Raw genomic sequence first — 19,825 nt, 5'->3', positions numbered from 1 at the left:
ACTGGGCGGCTCTCAGCAGCTAACGAATATTCTAGCTTTCTTAAGAAATACGCTTCGGCAGGAGAATACGTTATTTTTCGGTATCCAAATGAAAAACGTGAATATTGGTTCAAATCCTCCAACTGCACTAAGATTTGATTCTTTTAACTGAATAGTGTGCTAGCGTTTAGAAGGAGAACCCTTTCTTTTTCGCTAGCAACTCAAGAGCAGCGCCTTGCTTCTGCATCTGAAATAGAAGTTCCGCCATATCCTTCTTAACAATTGCCAACTCCTGATTTCTCAGCGAATCGACATTCGCCTGCAATCTTTTTAAGTATTCCGACTCGGTGTCTGTTGATTTTTTCAGTGCGTTCGCAATGCTGTCAAAAGCTTTGGCAGTCGCACCACCTAAGCTCTCTACTGTTGTCGCCGACTTATTTACGTTTGACTCGACTGCCGCCAGCCTCTCATTCAGCTCTATACGCAACAATGCAATCTCAGAGCCAATCTTATCCTGTCCTGATTTGAGACTCTGCAATTCAGTGGACAAATTTTTGAATATCGCATCGTTTGAAGCTTTAAGGAATTCGGAGATGCTTCCAACCTGGGCTATCGCCCTTCTAAATTCTTTAAGGTCTTCTCTACTTCCCGCGATATCAGAAGCAAGAGCGTCAACCGAACGACCGACATCCGACCGTTCTATACGCTCAACGATTAGAGGAATTTCGTTCCTCAACCCATCTACTTTTTCTGCGGCAGCAAGAATACGCTTTTCTACCGCCTCGGCACTATTTAGGGCGAGCGTAAGCGCACTCGGGACCTTCGCAATCATGCCTGCGGAACGCTCTACAGAGCTGGTCAAATCCCCTAATCTAGTTGCGTAATTCTGCTGCTGAGATAAGGTTTGTTTCAGACTTTCAAGTTGTTCCGCTGCCTCGATAAACACTTCAAATTGTGGTTCCACTACGCTCACTCCTAATATCATACCTGCAACTCAGGCATTCCCTGATTAGCAACCTTTAACATTTCATTAACAATGCTCATCCGAGACGTCAAGTTCATGCCAGCTTGTGACAAGGCGAAACGTGCTCCAAAGTATTTGTAGCTCCATGCGCCATAAATAACCCCTAAAAACCGGGCGAGCTCCTCATCAAAGTTCTTGCAACACTCAAGAGCCTGTTCTGCGGCCTCTGCCGCTTCGTCAGCGGATTGCTGCTCTATCATGTACTTCAATGCTGCTAGGAATTCCTCCTTTGACCGCTCCTTCTCAACAGCTGTAGTGTTGCGACGCGTCATAGCGCTCAAGAATAGCAGCCCGGGGTTTGTTGGGTAGCTTTCAAGTACTCGAGCTGCCGCCCCATGTAGCTCATCTACTTCCGCTGGAGCCTGAATAGCTAACGCAATTTTGCTCCAAGTGTCGACCGCGAGCTCAAGCTTAGCAAGGCCTTCGAGGTCATTAGTAAATCTATCACTTGCCTGAAGATAAAATAACAGCCGTGTTCTCGCCTCTGCAACGTCTTCACTTCCTTTTCTGGCAAGGTCCAACATCGTTCTAGTAGATGTCCGGCGGCGCCTTTCAATTTGAGAATAAAGATACTGAACGATTGCGGTAATTCCCGATACCTCAACCTGTTCAAAGGTAACAGCAGAATTCAGCTCCTCGATTAATGGCCCAATTCTACGCGTTTCATATCGACGAACGTAGGCCTCAAAGCTACTGAGAAAATATTCCCGATAAGACTCCACGCTTGCACGAGACTCCAGCCACTCAGGACGAATCGACAACTCGAATGTTTTGGCGTTGAAATCTTTTGTGTAGTCCGAAATAATACCAAGATGTATGAGGCGAACTAAAGAATACTCCAGCCGCCCCTGGGAGTTCCATGTCGCAGATTTATTGTCGCCCCCATACCTAATCACTACCGACTCGCCCTCATCTAAAAGTGCTTTTATCGCACTCAAAGCGGAGGTTGCGTAGGCCACCTCTTCAGCAACCCCAGTAAACCTACTTGCATGGAAGAAGAAGGTTGTCAGGAAGTCGCCTACAGGCGTGCCCCGCGGAAGAGACTCATGGAGTTTGCGCGCAGCCACGATATCGGTTTCGGGAGAAAGAACGGTATTGGTGATTTCCGCCTTTTCATCTGAAAAAAGCATCACGGCAGTTGCGGGTTCTCTATCCCTAGCCGCTCGACCAACTTCCTGATAATAGGCTTCTGGAGATTGGGGCGACAAATAATGGATAACCTTACGTATTGAAGGCTTATCGATTCCCATACCAAATGCCGAGGTAGCGACAAGTATTTGAAAAATATTTCCGCGTGGGTTAATAAAATCGCGCTGTGTTTGCGATTTCTCCCGGTCCCAGTCCGCTGCTGTAACAGTTTGCGCGATAGCTTTAGGACGTTCGCCAGAAAAGTATCGGATGTGGCGGCCGACCTCTACTGGAATAGTTCTCGCTAACTTCGTAGCGATATCGAACACACCGAAAGACCCATTGACGTGCTGAGTAAAGATGAGCAGCCCGGCGTTTGTGTCCGCAAAGCTGGACTGAAACTCCCTAACTTCATCGGTAAGCGTGTTGCCTTTCTGCGAAGAGGCAATTCTCTTGAATTGCAATTCCAATTCTGGCCGGTCAAGGCGTCTGGCACGAACAACGGCCGCGGAATCTACAATGCCGAGTTCGCGCCGGACATCCTCGAGTACGATACTCGAAGCGGTACCAGTCAGTGCGACTACGGGTGCAGCGCTTCCCAGTCGGACAGTTCTATCTTTGACAATTCGGCTTAGGCTGAGGTAGGCGGGGCGAAAATCATGACCCCACTCACTAACGCAATGACATTCGTCGACAACAACTTGTGTGATGGCACCAAAGTTTGACTGATAATTCTGCAATAGGCCGCGGAAGTTTTCCATTAGAAAACGTTCAGGCGCAACCTGCAACATCCTCATTTTACCAGCAGCAAATCGCCCTTCTTGAACTTTCCTTTCTCCTGTGTTAAGCGCGCTGGAGATAAAGCCACAGCTGTCAATTCCATCGATTTTCAACCGTTCGAACTGGTCTTGAAGAAGTGATTTAAGTGGTGCTACATACAGTGTTGCTCCAGGCAGCAGAAGCGAGGCAAGCTGATAAGTGAGGCTCTTTCCACCTCCGGTGGGGAGCAAGCCAACGGCGTCCTTACCCATCAGTATTTTACTGAGGATTTCGTATTGCCCTTCGCGAAGTTCATTTTTCCTAAACAAATCTTGTGCGAACGATTCGAGTATGCGCCGTTCGGGCGGGTAGGATAGGTATTCCCGCGACGAAAATTTAAGGCTTGGCTCATCTGCAAGCCTATTCGCCGGCCGCGAAACACCTCGGGCGCCATCTTCGAACGCTCCCGTAAAGAACGGATTGGTACAAGAGATAGCAATCGACATATTTACATCGTTTGCGCCGCACTCTGCCATCTCAATATCTTTAAGGTCTGGTAAGCCGTACAGTGTGCGTATACGCCCGAACCAGTCGACAAAATCTCGTAATGCTAATGCTCCGACATCCGTCTCGTTCTCTTGTATGCACAGTCTCCACGGCAACGCAGCATTAAGAATCCCTTGACGTAATGCCGTAAGCAGCAGGAACTGAATTCGCGCGACTGCCGTCGCTCCCCAGACTGCCGACATAACGTCGCTGTCTCTTGGCTCGGCTGTCGCTAGGTTAGTGGCCCATTCGCCGCCTTTGACTGAAGTCAGAATAGAGAAAAGCTTTTTCCGCAATTGGTCCGTGTCGGCGAGCTCACTGACTGCGACACGCCAGACTTGCCATCCGCGATGTTTTAGAGCAGCATCTCTTGCCCGGTCTAGGTGTCGTTGAGCGTCACGCTCATAGTGTTGCCGCCCGTCGACCTCTATGACCAGCCGCAGCCCGCGTCCGGTATCAATCGAAAAATCAGTGCGCTGCCTTGAGAAAACTGTCGCGTCAACGCCGAGGTCAGCGAGCTCGGCTTGGAATTGCACATAATCGAGAAGGGGAAAACCAAGCGTGGGGACGAGTACGTTGTCATAAAAATAACGCTCTGCCGGGCTGCCCTCTTCCCCGCTCGTTTCAACAGCGCCCGTCCAGATAAGCTCCGCAGCATCTGGACAAGCTTCACTCGGAAATCGCCCAGAAATCAATGCGTTCTTAAAAAGGTCAGTCTGAATTTGCTCCGGTTCAAAGCCGAGCAAGCCTGATGCGGTCGAATAAGGCGTCAGCGCACATAACTTTGCACGCTCAATTTGACCCGCAATAGTGTGCTCAACCATCCAGCTGCATGGTGTCCAGGCCCCTCTTTGAAGCAATGCTAACCCCAACTCAATAACAATCAGTTCGGTTCCCGTGGGGGCGAGCTGATTCGTATTGGGACCTGGGACAACTTGCCATGCGTGAGCAGACGAAAACTCTCTCAGGTGACGAAATCGTGCGGCATCTTCGATGGAAAGCCGAGGGTCCAAGGCTCCCCGCCAGAAAAGACTCGACTTAAAGAAACAAGGTAGCGCAGACAGCCGCCCAATTGATATTGCCAAACCCAACTCCCTAAGCTACTTCTATCTACTACTGTTCACAACACCATTTGGCCCGGTCGTCGGCTTAGCAAGCTGAGAGCACATGGACCTGCTTTTCGTCGAAATTTTTGTGCATCCTTCTTGCAAGATTTGACATCGTTCACGCAACGCCGTACCGCTGAATCACGTCGTTATTAGAGTGTTATTGTGGTAGGACGACCGCCGACCGGCAATATCGACAAGCACAAAATTTCATCGGCATACCAAATTGACACTGCTGCCTTTTATGCACAACGTCGTTGTCGTAGTTGAGGTTTTCGTTTAGTCTTTCCGTTTTCCCGAAGGAGTTAGCTGACCGCGAGCCGCTCCTGAGAACTTGAGAGAGCACAGCCGCCACCTTAACAGTTTTGCTTGCAGAAAAAACCCACCAATCTCCACCCTTTGGAAAAGTCTCCTTAACGGGTCACGGACTGGTGCTCTCCGCTCGACTGGCATCGTTTGCCGGGCTTTGATGCCCGCCCTGCCGAGAAGCCAACACGCCTCACTAGCGCTGCAACGGGTCGATGAGTAATCCCCACAATAGTTCCGCCGCACCTTGCGCGGAGAGGCGCTGGTCCTGACACCCGCTGAATGACTGCATACCTAAGGACTTGAAGTACATGGCCTGGCTGTCGAATTCCACGTTCAGCATCTCGTTTGAGCTCCCGTCGGGAGCGCTTGCATTGTATGAGAATGAAATGCATTGGCTTCGGCTGCCCATGCTGTCGATACGGATGATGCATTGTGCGACTGCTTTCCCATCGCGATAGATGATTGCCGTAAACCGTCTTGCGTCAATTTTCCTGTAGCGGCCATCGATACTAGGATGTCGCGACACGAGCTCTGCTAGGGATGATTCGAAGAACCGCCCCATGAAATCGAAGGACGAGTGGATGAACTCGTCTTTGTCCAGGTCACTGAATTCCTTGGAGAGGCGCAAATTGCTTGAGCGCGGCACCTCGACGGCAGATTTGGCGGCTTCGGGAACGCGATTACCGGGCTTCAATGCCACTGCGGGTGGAGCTGAACCGGAATCCGAACCGCTGAGTACTTTCCCAGTACGGGCATTCATGGCTTCGACGGCAATTCGAACTTGACGGACGACGTCGGTGAACGCCTCGTCCGTGTTGGCCCACATCGTGATGGCCTTCCCGTCCCTTGGCGTAGCCATCAACTTTCCGAATGGCGCCGAGTGCCAGTCGCAAGGGCGCAAAATTACAGGAACGATACGTGCTTCACCTGCATTATGCCGCTCAATAGCCCGCTCCATTTCCTTTGAGTAACAATAATCGGAACCGATGAAATTTGCGCTAACGAGCAACAGAATGACGTCAGCGCTTTCGAGATTTTCCTTGATGGCAGGGTCTAGCTCGTCGCCGGCGAGGATGCGCCTGTCGTGCCACGCCGTGATATGCCCTTGGCGTTTAAGCAATGAAAGGTGCATTTCAAGCTGGTCTCGGAGCGCCTCGTCGGCGTGACTGTAGGAGAAAAAGACTATCGCCATTCGGGTGTTCCTTTTGGTATCGGGACAATTTCGCAACTATGCGGGGCTTGGCATCTTAGCCGAGCCGTATCAACGCAGAGCTGACTCTTTTTCTACTTATTCAGACGTCTGAAGCGCTACAGGCGCAAGGACTTTGACACAACTGCGATACCAAGTCTGTCCTCTTTTGCCAGTTGGACTGGCGGTGCTCCGGAGTTCAAACAGCCCTGATTTCTTTAAGACCTGTCGCCACGTCTTGCACCCACATCGGCTTGGTATCTGGTCTCGATTTTCTTTCAACATGAAGGTTATCGCGGCGTCAAGGGAGGTCCAGCCGTCCTCCTGGCAAACTGTCTCAGCGTTGCGCAAGCATTCAACTATTGAACTCCTTGACCAACACACTGTGCCGTCAGGATTGATACCGTGAACGAATGCATCTTCGAAGTCTTTTGACTGCAGGAACGACGACATCAGCGCTTGGGACGCACCTAAGCTAGTAGCCCAAGTCTTCAAGCGCTGGAAATGGCCATCAATTCGCTCGTAGCAACTCTCCAGGTGGATAGACGCGGCGCGGCAGCCATCTTTGTCGGAAATATCGAAACTTTCTATGAGATGATGGACCAAGTCGTTACGCAGATTAACCAGTTCGGCTAGACCCGCTTTGGTTTGCGCATGACATTCAGGCGGTATGGCGATTGTGAAGCGCATGCTGGCCCAGGAGACGTCAGAGGACTTGCCGTGGGCATCGGTGTCCTCATCTGGTCCGACGTGGTCCTCTGTGGAGGCCGCAGTCAGGTGCTGCTCGGTGAACATTCCAACCAACGTACCCAGAGTTCTATTACGTATGCTGAGCGCTTGCCTATCCTGCACGGCTTGGAGTTGCTCAGGGGGGCCTTCTACTGCCATGCCAGCGACCATTGCCTTCAATAGCCGCTCGTACTGCTGCAGGCGTAGCATGCAGCGACCAAGCTTGCGTTGCACTTCATGCTGAAGGTCAGCTACGGTGTTTTCCAAATCAGCAGTCCATACGAAAGAAACATCACTTCTTATCAATGCTCTTGTAGGCGCCTACTGCCGCGCCAACAGTAGCCCCCGTAACGGTGCTAATTATTGGAATTGGAATCATGAACTCCCAAGCCGACAGTCTACAGCAATACTCTTTCGAAGATTCTCATTGGTTCATGCGCAATCTTTTTGAGCGTTTCATCTGTAGCCGCGCATTGTCTCAAAATCACTTCAAGAGCTCCAGTCCCGTCATTAAATAAGCGATTGCGGCTTCGAGAACCGGAAGCAATCTAAGCCAGAACCCGCAAAATATTTATCGCCGCTAAGTTAAAGCGCGTCATCCTCCAGTGCAGCAAGCTCTGCCTGCGCTGTATCGTAATTCTCAAAGCAGTAGCTTAACGATATGTATCCTTCGCTAGTACTAGTCGCATGCCCCCTCAAATATATCGCCTCGATGCCATTATCTAATGTAGCCCCTTCCTTTCTTTCCCAGTGGCCCGAAAGTGCACGCTCTTGAGAAAGTAGGCCTTGCATCCAATCACGGGGCTCGTCCCAAATACTATCAACAAAGAGAAAATCATAAAGCTTACAATCGCCGTAGGCTTTCTCAAGCTTTTCTTTCAACGCAAAGAAACGCCCTTGGACTTCGTTTCCATAAGCGCTTGAACTAAAGTCTTCGCTAAGCGCTCGAATTTCGTACAAACCCTGCCTCTCACTAAATGCCAGAACATATTGCTGAAATGCCGAGTGTGGTTTTGGAACCGACTTCGTAAGATAGCGCCCCGGATTTATTTCTTCCATTTGATTGCTCACCTCTTCCGGGCGCATACCCATCTCCAGGCCAAAAGGTCCACGTTTAATCATGAAAAACTCGCGTTAGTGGTTGTAGTCGCCTGCTGCACAAACACGGCAGCTCAAGCAAAATAACTATAAATTATAAAACAAATTTCACAGCTAAGGTGCCATCCAATCACCGCATTTCACTTCGCACCCAATTCTAAGGTGTTATGCCAGCACCCACACTTGAAGTGCCTCGTCTAACTCATGGTTTGTTGTGGGATATCGGCCAAGTAGCTCTTCCAAGGTAGCTCGGGAAACAACTCGCACCTTGTTTTCGACCGCATGTGCCAGGGCTCCTTGCGTGAACGTCTGGTTGGTCACTGCGACTCGCTTAAATTGAGTGTTAGGGTACCTAGCTTGATAGCCAGCAGCGCCACTGGTAACATCCTTGATTGCATCCCAACCGATACTAGACGACTTCGAGCTCTTACACTGAATCAGCTCACCATCGCGTCCTTTGAATGCGACCACGTCAACACCTCCATCTCCTCGGCGCTTTTCTGTGATACGCGCTTGGAAGCCTAGCTTCGTCCAGAGAAGACAACAGAACACTTCGAAGCCAGCGCCATCCAAACGGTCGATGTCGTCCATCGTCAGGTAGCGCTTCGCAACTTGCTCTCCGATATCAGGGTTATCCACCAAATCTGCAAAGCCGGCGTCGCCGCCCGAACCATTTAGCATTGCGGCCAGCCCGCCGTCGTCTAGCGTCGCGCCTGCGAGCCCAGCTTTACGTTTCAGAATCTGGTCGAGGCGCACTTCGAACGTGTTGAAGTCGTCTGCAATGATAGTTGGGCAGTACACAAACACGTCTTTCTGCTGCCCGATGCGGTAAGCCCGGTCAGTGGCCTGCGCCTCCTTTGATGGGTTCCAAGCACGCGTAAAGTGAAAGACATGGTTGGCTGCCGTAATGTTGAGTCCTGCACCAGCTGCTAGAGTCGACAAGATGATGACATCGAACCCTCGCGACGCGGTGAATTTATCGATGTATGCCTGCCTACCCTGCTTGTCGCCGTTGATAACAGAAGGTTTGATGCCGAATGTTTTGTTCAGGAAGTAGTAAAGCGCCGCTTGCACTTCCCGTAGTTCAGTGAAAACAATGGCTTTTTCGCCGGCAGCCCTAACGTCAGCTAGTTGGGCCAAAAGCCACTTCAACTTGGGAGAATTTTTGAGGTGGGCATCAAACCCAGACTTATCCATCATGAACTTCGTACCTGGTAGGCAGTATGGCTCTGCGCATACTGCCTTCATCAGGTGAAGCGCACCAAACGATAGCTGCGCTCGCTTCTTGCTATTCGATTCGCCGTTTGCGTCCTGAAGCTTCTTCAGGCCACCCTTGTAGAGTATTCGCTGGTGTTCGGTCATCGCAATTTCAAGCCGCTCGGTCTCCTCGAGGAGAGGCTTGAAACGAAGTCCTTCTTCTTGCGCTGGAGTGAACGCGAAGAGCTTCTTCGTCAGCTCACTCGCAATGTCTGCTTTGGTACGTCTCAGCGTTTGTGGGGCAATCAATGACTGTAGACGTTGGAGAGCGTCTCGATGCTCATCGGTCGCACATTCGATGGGCCGTCTGTATTTCTTTCCAAACTCGTCGAGAGCCCCGAGCAGACCTGGCTGGACCAAGTCGAAGAGGCACCATAGGTCGGCAAGAGAGTTCTCAACCGGCGTACCTGTGCATGCAATACGAAAGTCCGCTTTGAGCTTTTTAGCAGCCATAGTCACTAGAGTTCCTGGGGTCTTAATGCGCTGAGCCTCATCGCAGATAAGAAAGGCGAATGGCTGCTTGGCTAACGAGAACTCATAGGAGGTCAACATTTCGTACGTGGTGATGATGACCTTGGCAACGCCCGCCCAACCTGGCCTCAACAGGTCCACAATTCCTTTACCGCGGAGCTCGTCGTCAATTAGGCCGAGCGGCTGCTTGCGCTCCTTCAAGGCGTCTCCGTAGAGAACCAGGACTTCTGGGAATGACGCATTGAAGAACTTCTTCGACTCGCTCTCCCAATTCTCAAGTAAGCTCTTCGGAGCGAAAATCATTGACGGTGCAGCGTTCGGATTGTGTTCGTAGTACCAAGCCAGGACTGACAAGAGCTGTACTGTCTTACCCAAGCCCATATCGTCCGCCAAGAGAGCTCCACGGCACTCCGTAGGCGCCTTCGAAACAAGATGCTGGAACCAGGCCACACCGTATAGCTGGTGCTGTTTCAGCTCTATGGATGGTCGCAGGCATCGCGGCAGTTTGGCTGTCCAGTCTGGCGGCAAGGCCAGAGACGTGCGTCTCTCTTCCAGGTAATCGACATCGAAGAAGTTTGTCTTCAGCAGAAGTGTCTGACGTGGGCCTTTCTTATCTTTCGGTGTACCGGTCCCATCACCTCGCACACGTTCCTGTGCGTCCACCATACTTTTAAAGCTGTCGACGAGCACGCGCGCTTGCGGAGTCGCGATAGCAGTTGGGAGGCTCGCATTAGTCACACTCGAACTGCCATCCAGCTCGGCTTTTGCAACCTGTTCGTCGAAAGTCTTCACCCAGTCTTTGCTCAGTGGAATCAACACTTGTCCTTCATGGTCCTGTAACGTAACCCGGACCATAGGTGTCAAATCAGAAGGGAACCAGACACCCTCTTTCTCCTCTTCTGTTTTTTCCTTTTGAAAGACCGGTACGTAGATTGGTCTGGCAGGCCCAATGCCTTCGATACGCGAGCTGTACCCTTCCATTTCGTATATATCGTTGAAGTCGATACGCTCGCCCGGCTGCATACGCCAAAGGTGCGCGACTTGCTGCCCTTGCTCCAACTGTACGGCACAATGTCCGTCGATGGTCAGGTCGTACTCACCCCATGCGAGTTTTTGCAAATCCTCTTCAAGTGCACGCTTGAGAGCCAAGAGAAAGTCATCAAGTTCCACAGGCGTACTGAACGCTTTGCAATCAGTAGACGCAACTCCGTCGGCAAAATGCTCAGTGACTAACAGGTCGACCCTATCAATTCTGAGGTCGGATGTTCGTGTGACCAGACTGAAAATAGCGTCGACGACGCCTGCTTCAGCTCTATCAGCCTCAAACTCGTCTTCCCTGAACACTTCATGCGCGGTATCACCCAGAAACGCGAATGGGTTGTGTACGAACTTCTCCGCCTTCGAGCCTGCTACCCGGCGTCCTGGCATCTCGCGCTTGATGACCTCAAGGACCTTACGAACCGGTTCAGATATAACGACGCGCACCCGCCCTGCACCACGTGTTAAATCGTAGTGAGGCTGCACCGAGTTGAAGCCATCAAAGGCAGTTAACCAGCCATCAGGGGCACCATCGAACGTCGGCGCAACCGTCAACACCTTCCCGAACGGAGTCTCAACTTTTGACTGTGGAAGACGCAAGGTCTCAGGGCTCAACACAAGAGTGGTTTCAAGATACGGGTTCGCGTACATCGCTTGTGCTTCGTCAGCGAACCGTCGGATGCGAGCCCAAGCAAGTTCATGATGATTTTGTGACCTCTCACTGGCACCACGAATTTTGAACCTCCCCACATCCGATGCGGTTCGCCAAGCTGCTGCGGAGAGCATCTGCGCCTTGCCGTCTACTGTCGCTACACCGCCAACCAGCTCTGTAAGGCCCAGCTGCCTGCTCCCGTCCGTCCAACCTACAATATCTAGCTCGAAGTCGGGACCCGACAAAGTCCCGGTTGAATCAACGATTGGTCGCAAAGGTCCTATCGGTGGCAGGTCAAGCAGCGCGAGAGCACCAACGTGCTCTGCCGAGGTTTGAAGCTGATATATATCTTCCCAGCGGACAATTGCTGCGTCCCTCTGCAGCTTACATTGGCCATCAGAGACTAGTTGAGCAAGATAGGCACCAAGCACAGACTCCTCCGCACTAGCGGCTGACAAAGCATCCAATAAGGCTTCTTGAGTCAGCTCAGGCAAGGGGCTCGAAAACTCTACGCGAACTCCCTCTTCGGACCAGAGTGTTTTGAGAACTGGAGCGGCCGACGTAGCTGATACGGCACGTTTAAAAATGTTAAAAATGCTCATTAATTTTCAGGGAAGTACCAGGCAAGGCGTTTGTCAGACCACTTGAAGCCCATGCGGTCGAGCTCTGCGCTGAGTTGCGTGCGTTGAAGTGGGTCAGCAACCCAAAGGCGACCGCCGCTCGCTAGGTTTCGTCTGTCGTCGACAATAGCGCGATTGAACCGGCTCACAAGTGCCTTTAGAAGCACGAGGTCTGGTCCGCCATGAACTTTCGATGCGGCCGATATCGCGGGGCGGCCAGGTTTTGCTTTAGTGGTCTTTGGAGACTTGGCAGTTAAGGCGGTAGTACGAGAGGCTGTGGGCGCACTACGGACGTCCGGTTCGATACCAAGCTGGAGCAGGTCAATCTTAGCCCTATCGTCCCACCCAACTCGATGCACGATTCGAAGTGCGTAGTCGACGTCGGGGCGGTACCCGGCAGCGAGGTCTGAAGTTCCACCATCGTAGTAGCGGTCATACGGCTCGAATGGAAGCTTGTCAGCTTCATAAACATAGCAAGCATTTGGCTTCTTGCTAAACTCAATCACGACGTAAGGCCCAAGTTGCATCATGAATGCATCAACCTCTGGCTTGCCGGTCAGCTGTGCGTAAGAGCCCTCTTCACGGGCAATCAAATTCCTGACCTCGGGATTAGCCTTCTGTAGCGCCATTGTGTCGGCACCGAACAGCAAGCGTGTCCACGAAATCTGTTTGAGGTACTTGGACCAGAACGCAAGACGCCCCTCGTCGGCCTTGTTACGTGCTGCCAGAATGTCGAAAAAGTCCTTGAGGTTTTGCTCATTGACCCATGTAAGCACCATCTTCCAGACAGCTTCGGGCACGCGATTCCAGGCCGTAGCGATACCGGCAGACTTAAGTTTTGGATTTTTCCAGACAGTGGGCTGGCAAACGAAATCGCACAGACGTTCGTCTGCTGGCGCTCCTTGACAAGCCTGATAGCGAACAAGAATGAATTCGAGCGCTTCGTCACGGAAGCCTGGCTTGCTTTGGATGAGGTCCAGCAACTGCGGGACGCGTGCGCGGAACTTGGTGTCGCTCTCGGATGTAGCATGCTTAACCGCACTGAGAACGAGTGCATGCCAGAACCAACTAGAAGGTGGAATTCCGAGGTCTGCAGCTAGCCTCTCTACATCGTCAGTGTCACCTCGCAAGAACGCTTTCGCATATTTTTCGACAGGCTCTTTACTGAACAGTCTGTGTTCACTTCGGAGAACGCTCACCCAGGCAGGTACCAAGTCCCCAGCTGTTTGCTTATCAATAAGTGGCCAAGTGTCTTCGAGAAATTTGCGTAGTGCCTCCCAGCCAGGGTGCGCTGAGATGCCTGCATGAGCATTAAGGTTGAAGTTGAAGTAAGAATAAAGAAGTCCGTGCCATGTTAGGCGCCACAAGTCACCTCGTCCAACCTCGGCTCTGTAGCCATCCAACAGCTTCAAGAACCTTTTTTCCGTCCCTATCACCGTAGCTCCAGACTGTTCACGCACAGGGTCGCAAACTGCGGAGGCAACCATGTCCCGCTGCCACGCATCCAGCTCCGCGCCCCGCAGGAACGCCCGAGCCGCTGCATATGCGTCCTCCTTGCTGGGCTTCGCCTTTGCATAGCCTTGGAACATCTCCTCGGCTTGTCGAGCAGGCTTCTCAACCATATCGGGAATGCCAAACGTAACCTCACTCAGCCCTAAGCTCCCGATGGCTTCAGCTAAGTCACGGGATAGGCTCTCGAATGCGAGACGCGCTAGCATGTCCCAAATCCCTTCGGTCCAATAACCTTTTGAGCTGGTGGCAGCTCCTCTCCGATGCCCCAGAAATCAACCTTGAACTCGACGCGCCGGCTCTCTGCTTTATCTTTTTTAATGGAGTTGAAAGAATAGCCACCAACGAGGAAAAGTTCCTGTACTTTGCGTAGCTGCTGTGCTGAAAGAGGCGTACCACTGGCTGTGTTTTGGAAGAGCGAGCAAACCACTCCGCGGCTACGGTCCAGACTAAGCTGGAGGTTGTAGAGGTACGTCCCGTCCTCGTCCGTAAAGCCTTCGACGACAATGCTCTTAATCCACCGTTGCCCTTCGGGCGTATCTTTTGCCTTCAGGAGCGTAGGGATATAATTGCGGAGGAACTGTCCCGCTGCAGGATTAATCGTATAGCTGCCGCTGTCGAAGCGAACGTGCTTACCAAGGTCAATACGGTAGTTTTGCTGGTCGACACCAACGCCCGCACTCTTTGGGTCGTTAGCAATCATCGACATGATTTTGCTGATTGCAGCTGTCCGCTCAATGTTCGCCTTCGTCGATGCATCAATGCTTTGCGTGACCGCAACAAGCGTTACCGCCATCACGACCAAGAACAGAACCATCAGCGCAGACATCAAGTCCGAAAACGAAATCCAAAACGGGCTTTCACCTTCATGCTTCCCCGGTCTCTTGAGGAAAATTGGGGCTAGCATATCAAGCCCTCTTCATACGCTGGACGGCGTTGGCAAGCTCCTGCACAACCCCATTTAGGTGTCCTGTTCCCTGCGCCAGGTGACGGTCAGTTTCTGCGATGGTTGACTTCACCTGACTAACCAGCGAAGTGCCAAAATCACTAAACGCTTTAACAAGGGCTTGATTGACTTGGTCTAGGTGCGCTCGCGCTTCCTCTTCCGAACGGCGCATCGCGTCAGCACTAGTTTTGATGCTCTCAACCAGCTGCTGAGACACGCCCGCCTCTTTTCTCACAGACTCGATAAGTCCCATGAGGGCCGCAACTTGCGTATCGACCGTGCGCCTAGTCGAGTCGTACTGTTCGAAACCTCGCTGAACAGCGGTTGATGCAACTTGGAGAGTTTGGGCCACCGAACCTAGCGATTCCGCGATGTTGGTCGAACGGTCCAGGACGTTGGTCACAGAGCTACCAGCTGTTTCGAATCTTTGAGCGGCCGTACTCATTGTAAGCGCGCCATTGTTCATACCGTCGATAGCACGGAGCGAGACATCACCAAGAACATCGATGTTCCTTTGTGTCTGCGTCACTTGCTCGCACACCGTTCCGAGCAAAGCTTCAACTTGAGATGCTAGACCGCCCACCAAGTTGTCAGTATGGCTGGCTAAACGTTCACTGCGTCCAGCCTCCTCTGCCGCTGCTGTCTTTCGGACTCCTTCCATGTTGTCCATCGCAGCGGCCACTTCCGACAGTACTTTCATGACTGCTTCGTCCATCAGCTGTTTGGACTTAGCCTGCTCCTCTGTCACAAGGCGCCTGAACTCTTGTACGAATTCGCGCATTTGGTCAGTCATCAGCTGTTGATTGTCAGCTGCTTTGCACATTGCCTCTTCCAGAGTGCCACTCATCTGGGTGGCAGCCTGCTCATTTGTATGCTTGATATCGGAAAGTAAGGACTGCAGAGACGCCTGGACAGCGGTCATCGAGTCCATCGAGCGCTGCATTTGCTCGTTGATGCCGCGCATCTGCCCGCCAAACGTATCCTCAAGCTTGGCCATGAAGCCCGTCAGAAGCGTCTCCAGCATGGAATTGACCTGTTCGCCGTTACCACGGGAAGTGGTTTCCATCGCTTCAGACACACGCTTCATTGGCTCTGCGATTGCTGTAGAGATGGCTTCGCCAATATGGTTACCAAGAGCCACCGTAGTAGCCTCCTGAGCTTGGATTTGCCGCTCGACGAGATTTGTCATCATCAAGCGGAAGTCCTCTACCAGCGCATCCTTCAACTGAGCAGTACTTGCAGCGCTTTGCTCGGAAGACTTGACCAGACGCGAGAGATACTCCTCCCCCGCCCCAGTCGAGTACATGCTGTCGATGGTATGCGTAAGTTTTTCAACCAAACGATAAAAGTACGCGAGCGTAAGTCGGTTTATGAAAACGACCAGCATCGCGCAGGCGATTGCAGTACCCGAGGCGACAAACGCGTGCTGCACGCCCATAAGCAGCGGCGCTAACCCTTTTACCGCCTCTTCAATTGGCGTCGGCTTGAACTGCTGCAGACCATCCAACAGGCCAGCAAAAGTACCGATAATGCCCAAGCCCGTCAGCACCCCAGGTAAGTGTCGCGTGAACTCGTCAAAGAGACGGCTGTCGACAAGTACATCCCGGGTGAAAATGGAGTCCGCCGGCACCGTAGCCCGTACTTCCACGAGCGCATTTTCGCCGGACCCGGCTTTGCGCAGCTCGTGGAGGGTATCGTCGTACTCAGTCCACAGATGCTTAAACGGCTCCCAACGGAAAGCCTTGCCGACCTCTCTAGGGTCGGGCGACGGGCTGGTCTTATGGAGTGCCTGGGTTTCTTGAAGCACCGAGCGAATCTGCCTCCAAACTTGCACACCTTTGACTAAATAGCCAAGGATGAACAGCAAGGTCAAGAAAACAACAATCAAGAAGATATAGAACGGGACCCCGTGGACCGCGGCTAGCGATGGGTTGATGTGCGCAAGAGCAGCGCTGATAGAGTTCACATTCTCTCCTTGCCGGTGACTCAATTGTTAAATTATGAGTGACACAGCAGTCATCGGAAGATAGAAGCTCCTGTTGCGCACGAGTCAATATTTTATGCCATATTGAAAGTTATTCCTACGCAAGGTGCGTCGATTACAACAGACCTATTAAGCAGAAGCATTTAGCCTACGCAGCCGTAGGCAAGGTCACTTCAACCGCACCGCCAACTTCCAATTCGGCGCTTGCCACTCCCACACTTGCACCTCTTCGAAAATCTTAAGAAATAGCACGCGGCCAATCTCCACACCTGCACTCAGCGGGATTGCAGGGAGCCCCCCGGCGGTGGCAGGTCTACGGGACCAGGGGGAGGCCTGTCGACTGGCCCAGGTGGAGGACTATCTACTGGGCCAGGCGGCGGATTATCGACAGGTCCAGGAGGCGGAAAATCTAACGGTCCTGGTGGAGGCCTATCCACAGGTCCCGGCGGGGGCTGCTCTACTGGCCCCGGCCCGAACAACGATAAGTGGAACCGTCCTAACCCTGACTGCAAATAACCTTGCGGCTTGAGAGCGAGCGTGAGAGTCGCTGCTAAGAACTGCTAGCAAATGGGTGAAGCCGCGCCCTTAGGTGCGGCATTCTAACTGCGTCAGGTGCCCGGGAGGGGCTGTACCAGAGTTGTCTATTGCCATCGCCCTCATTGTCTAGTCGCGGTCGCGAACCTCGGGGGTCGGGCGCGTCGGTCCGTGCGCATCAGCAAAAATGTGTGCGGCCGTAATTTGGTCGTCAGCCGCAAGCGAGTTCAGGTGCGAGTGCTGCTCTTCAGTGATTTCAGCGCTCAGAACTTCATCTCCGATGCTCTGAAACATGTGCATGTCGGTGTACGAGTACTCGACGCGCACGAGAGGCTCGCCGGTGAAATATGGTACAAATTTGTGGGTTTTCATATGAAGCTCTCTTTTGGTTCTTTTCGATATCGGTTGGTGGGTGCTGTATAGAGCGGTCGCTGTCATAAATGAAGTGGAAGCGTCAACTTGTTCGGTCGTAATGGTAATCCTGTCAGATGATTTCGGCAGCGGAAGGCCCGCCATAAAGCACCAACCGTAGCTGGTCATTTAAGAGCCCTTGTTCTCGAAACACTGCGTAGGCCGCCTCCACAGCAGGCAACGCCTCCTCGTCGGCGTCGAGCCTATTCAAAGTTGTGCCAAACGATAGCTCTCGTATCGGGCTACTGCGGCGGCAACCACTTCGCATACCTCTTGAGCCTCCTTGGCTGCGCCTGCCGCTTTATCAGCGTCAGCACGGCACTTTTCCAGGGCCGGCCAGAGTAATGCAAGTCTCGCCTCCGCCCGGACTTTATGCTCATCCCACGCTTTCATAGACAGTTCGAATTCCTTCAACGAGTGGAGAGCACAGTCAACGCCCTGACTTAGAACTTTTTGAGCCTGAGCTAAATCGTACATTGGCGCCTCGGCGCAAGACACTGCATCAAAAACTGGCATGGCGTCGTTTAAGGACGCCACGAACTGAATCCATTTCTCAAGGTTTTCGACAGTCGCATCCATGACCACAGGACCAACGTTGTATGCATTCTCCTTTTTGAAAACCTTGTACAGATTGCGCCTGAGCGCGTCCGGCACTTCGAATGAGAATTTAGCGCGGGGAATTATGATTGCTTCTTTTTCAGTCATTAAGAACTCCAATTTTTTTATGATTTAGATTCCGAAGTTACAATTAGCTCTTTGTACACGCCACATGAGAGCTCTTGGGAGTCACACCACAGCTCGTTACGCGCTGCTCGGCTCCACGCAATACTTGGCGAGTGTGCAACGCAGGTGATGGTCATCGCCCGACATAGCTCCTTCCATGGTTTTCATGAAATGAGCTTTGGTCCAGCCAGAAGCATTAGCTGCAGTGCGAAATACTGCTAAAAGTAGAAAGACATCAGTATTCTTTAGGAAATAGTGGGCAGGGATTCGGAGGGTTTGGTTGTTCATATGAATATTCCTTTGTTTGAGATTCGTGGTGGAGTAGCTTTGGCGTTTGTATCGATTAATCTTCGAGCGTTGCGACTAATGCCTTACCGCGAGATGCTTCGGCGAATCTGTGCGCATGGTCCCGATGCGTGCGTCGGCCTCTGTCCAGAGGTGGGTACTGCGACTGAACTGCTCGCAGGCTACAGCGCCATCGAACGGTCCCAAGGCAGCATCGAATACCTCGATAACACCGTGTCGGCAGCGGCCGACCCACTCGTACGTGATGCCGTACTCGAGGCCATGGCGTTTTAGCAACGCTATAAAAAGGGCCGCATCCACGGCTGTCGGTTCTTGCGCGGTGCGAGTTTCGCATCTGTCCATTGCGGCTCCCTTCCTTTCGCTCAGGACTAGGCCTGCAACGCGTAGATGCCGGCATTGTCGTGGCCGCCCCGTGTCGCAGGGGAATACAGGTGCCCTCCGCTGCAGCTCTCGTTACCGGCAGGCGAAACTATCCACGCGGGTGAGCAACTAATACCTTCAGCGCGCAGATTTGCACACTCTGCTGATGTCAGGTTCCTAACGCTGCGAACAGGAGAATTCAGGATAAATACTTTCACGTTGTGGCTCCAGGTTGATTAAAGTGGCTTAGGAGTCCTCGCTCAACTGAAAAATCTAAGAAACGCATTTATATTTATCCAGAGGCGTCCAGAGAAAATGCATAAAGCTGAGCCAGGCTTCCATGGAAGGTGTTGATTTTCAAGGGAAAAAGATATTTAGAATATGACTCTAAATACTCGAATGATGTTAATTCCGGGCGAAAGGCAGGGCCGGATGCAGGGCACGAAACTGGAGAAAGAACGTTGCTTAGGTAACAACTTCCACCGGACCTTACCCCAAAATCGCATAAGTATTGACTATAAAATTTCTATCGAACCTGGTTCATAAGTCCCAGGGTTTTCATGCATATTAATAACGATACTGCTCTCCGACGAGATAGAATCATTTCAGTCTCGCCGACGAACGCAATCGTAAATTGGAATTTTTTACCTTTCGCCGATGATTTGGGGGAAATTGTGCGCCAGCGCACAATTTACTAACGATTCCTAACGCGTCGGTTACCAGAGCCATCCGCGGCGCCCCACCTATGTCACATCATGTTCCATGAACATACTCACCCCTTCATAAGCTCTGCCCGTTACTACAGAGACTGACAGCAGACCTACGGCTCGCGCCGAGCTGGAAAGGGAGACGCGCACAAACCGTAGCCGGCCGCAATCCGTCGGGTTCTACCGCCGGAGACATCGCTACCGTTATCGTGTCGAAGTTACATGATTTGCATCATTCGCACGATTTGTGCGATTCATATGGTTTGAATAGGTCGCATGGGTTAGACGCGTCGCACGGGTTGGACTGGTTGTACGGGTTGTACGGGTCGCACGGGTTGCATGGGTTGCATGGGTTGTACGGGTTGCATGGGTTCCACGGGCAGCATTTATTGGAGCGGCAATCTAGGCAGTCCGATTATGGCCGCGAAATTGATGCCCCA

General features: G+C 52.1%; 12 protein-coding genes. All 12 read right to left on the bottom strand.

Going from position 1 to position 19,825, the window contains the following annotated elements; translation table 11 throughout:
- Positions 1 to 166 precede the first annotated feature (166 nt).
- The gene (locus AC56KW_RS24550) at positions 167 to 943 is read right to left on the bottom strand and encodes a hypothetical protein (protein WP_497173244.1); all 777 of its coding nucleotides are present in this window, start codon (positions 941 to 943) and stop codon (positions 167 to 169) included.
- A gap of 17 nt (positions 944 to 960) precedes the next feature.
- The gene (locus tag AC56KW_RS24545; RefSeq protein ID WP_497173243.1) at positions 961 to 4,260 is read right to left on the bottom strand and encodes a RecQ family ATP-dependent DNA helicase; all 3,300 of its coding nucleotides are present in this window, start codon (positions 4,258 to 4,260) and stop codon (positions 961 to 963) included.
- 784 nt (positions 4,261 to 5,044) lie between these two features.
- Positions 5,045 to 6,043, bottom strand: a complete 999-nt coding sequence (locus AC56KW_RS24540; protein ID WP_497173242.1) for a TIR domain-containing protein — start codon at positions 6,041 to 6,043, stop codon at positions 5,045 to 5,047.
- Between the two features lie 96 nt (positions 6,044 to 6,139).
- Complete coding sequence (locus AC56KW_RS24535; RefSeq protein ID WP_497173241.1) at positions 6,140 to 7,036, bottom strand: OST-HTH/LOTUS domain-containing protein; 897 nt, start codon at positions 7,034 to 7,036, stop codon at positions 6,140 to 6,142.
- A 318-nt stretch (positions 7,037 to 7,354) separates the two neighbouring features.
- Positions 7,355 to 7,891, bottom strand: a complete 537-nt coding sequence (locus tag AC56KW_RS24530) for a hypothetical protein (protein WP_497173240.1) — start codon at positions 7,889 to 7,891, stop codon at positions 7,355 to 7,357.
- A gap of 141 nt (positions 7,892 to 8,032) precedes the next feature.
- Entirely contained in the window at positions 8,033 to 11,887 is a 3,855-nt protein-coding gene (locus AC56KW_RS24525; RefSeq protein WP_497173239.1) for an SNF2-related protein, read from the bottom strand.
- The gene (locus tag AC56KW_RS24520) at positions 11,887 to 13,623 is read right to left on the bottom strand and encodes an EH signature domain-containing protein (RefSeq protein ID WP_497173238.1); all 1,737 of its coding nucleotides are present in this window, start codon (positions 13,621 to 13,623) and stop codon (positions 11,887 to 11,889) included. The genes AC56KW_RS24525 and AC56KW_RS24520 overlap by 1 nt, the downstream gene beginning before the upstream one ends.
- Positions 13,617 to 14,321, bottom strand: coding sequence for an OmpA/MotB family protein (locus tag AC56KW_RS24515; protein WP_497173237.1), 705 nt, complete (start codon positions 14,319 to 14,321; stop codon positions 13,617 to 13,619). The genes AC56KW_RS24520 and AC56KW_RS24515 overlap by 7 nt, the downstream gene beginning before the upstream one ends.
- Before the next feature lies 1 nt (position 14,322).
- Positions 14,323 to 16,326, bottom strand: coding sequence for an anti-phage ZorAB system protein ZorA (gene zorA, locus AC56KW_RS24510; RefSeq protein ID WP_497173236.1), 2,004 nt, complete (start codon positions 16,324 to 16,326; stop codon positions 14,323 to 14,325).
- Between the two features lie 681 nt (positions 16,327 to 17,007).
- The gene (locus tag AC56KW_RS24505; protein WP_497173235.1) at positions 17,008 to 17,250 is read right to left on the bottom strand and encodes a hypothetical protein; all 243 of its coding nucleotides are present in this window, start codon (positions 17,248 to 17,250) and stop codon (positions 17,008 to 17,010) included.
- A 246-nt stretch (positions 17,251 to 17,496) separates the two neighbouring features.
- The gene (locus tag AC56KW_RS24500; protein WP_497173234.1) at positions 17,497 to 17,994 is read right to left on the bottom strand and encodes a hypothetical protein; all 498 of its coding nucleotides are present in this window, start codon (positions 17,992 to 17,994) and stop codon (positions 17,497 to 17,499) included.
- A gap of 96 nt (positions 17,995 to 18,090) precedes the next feature.
- Entirely contained in the window at positions 18,091 to 18,300 is a 210-nt protein-coding gene (locus AC56KW_RS24495) for a hypothetical protein (protein WP_497173233.1), read from the bottom strand.
- Positions 18,301 to 19,825 lie beyond the last annotated feature (1,525 nt).

Source organism: Telluria sp. RT2P19 (assembly GCF_059685725.1).
The sequence above is the reverse complement of the archived record's forward strand: the minus strand, read 5'-3'. Positions and strand labels throughout refer to the sequence as shown.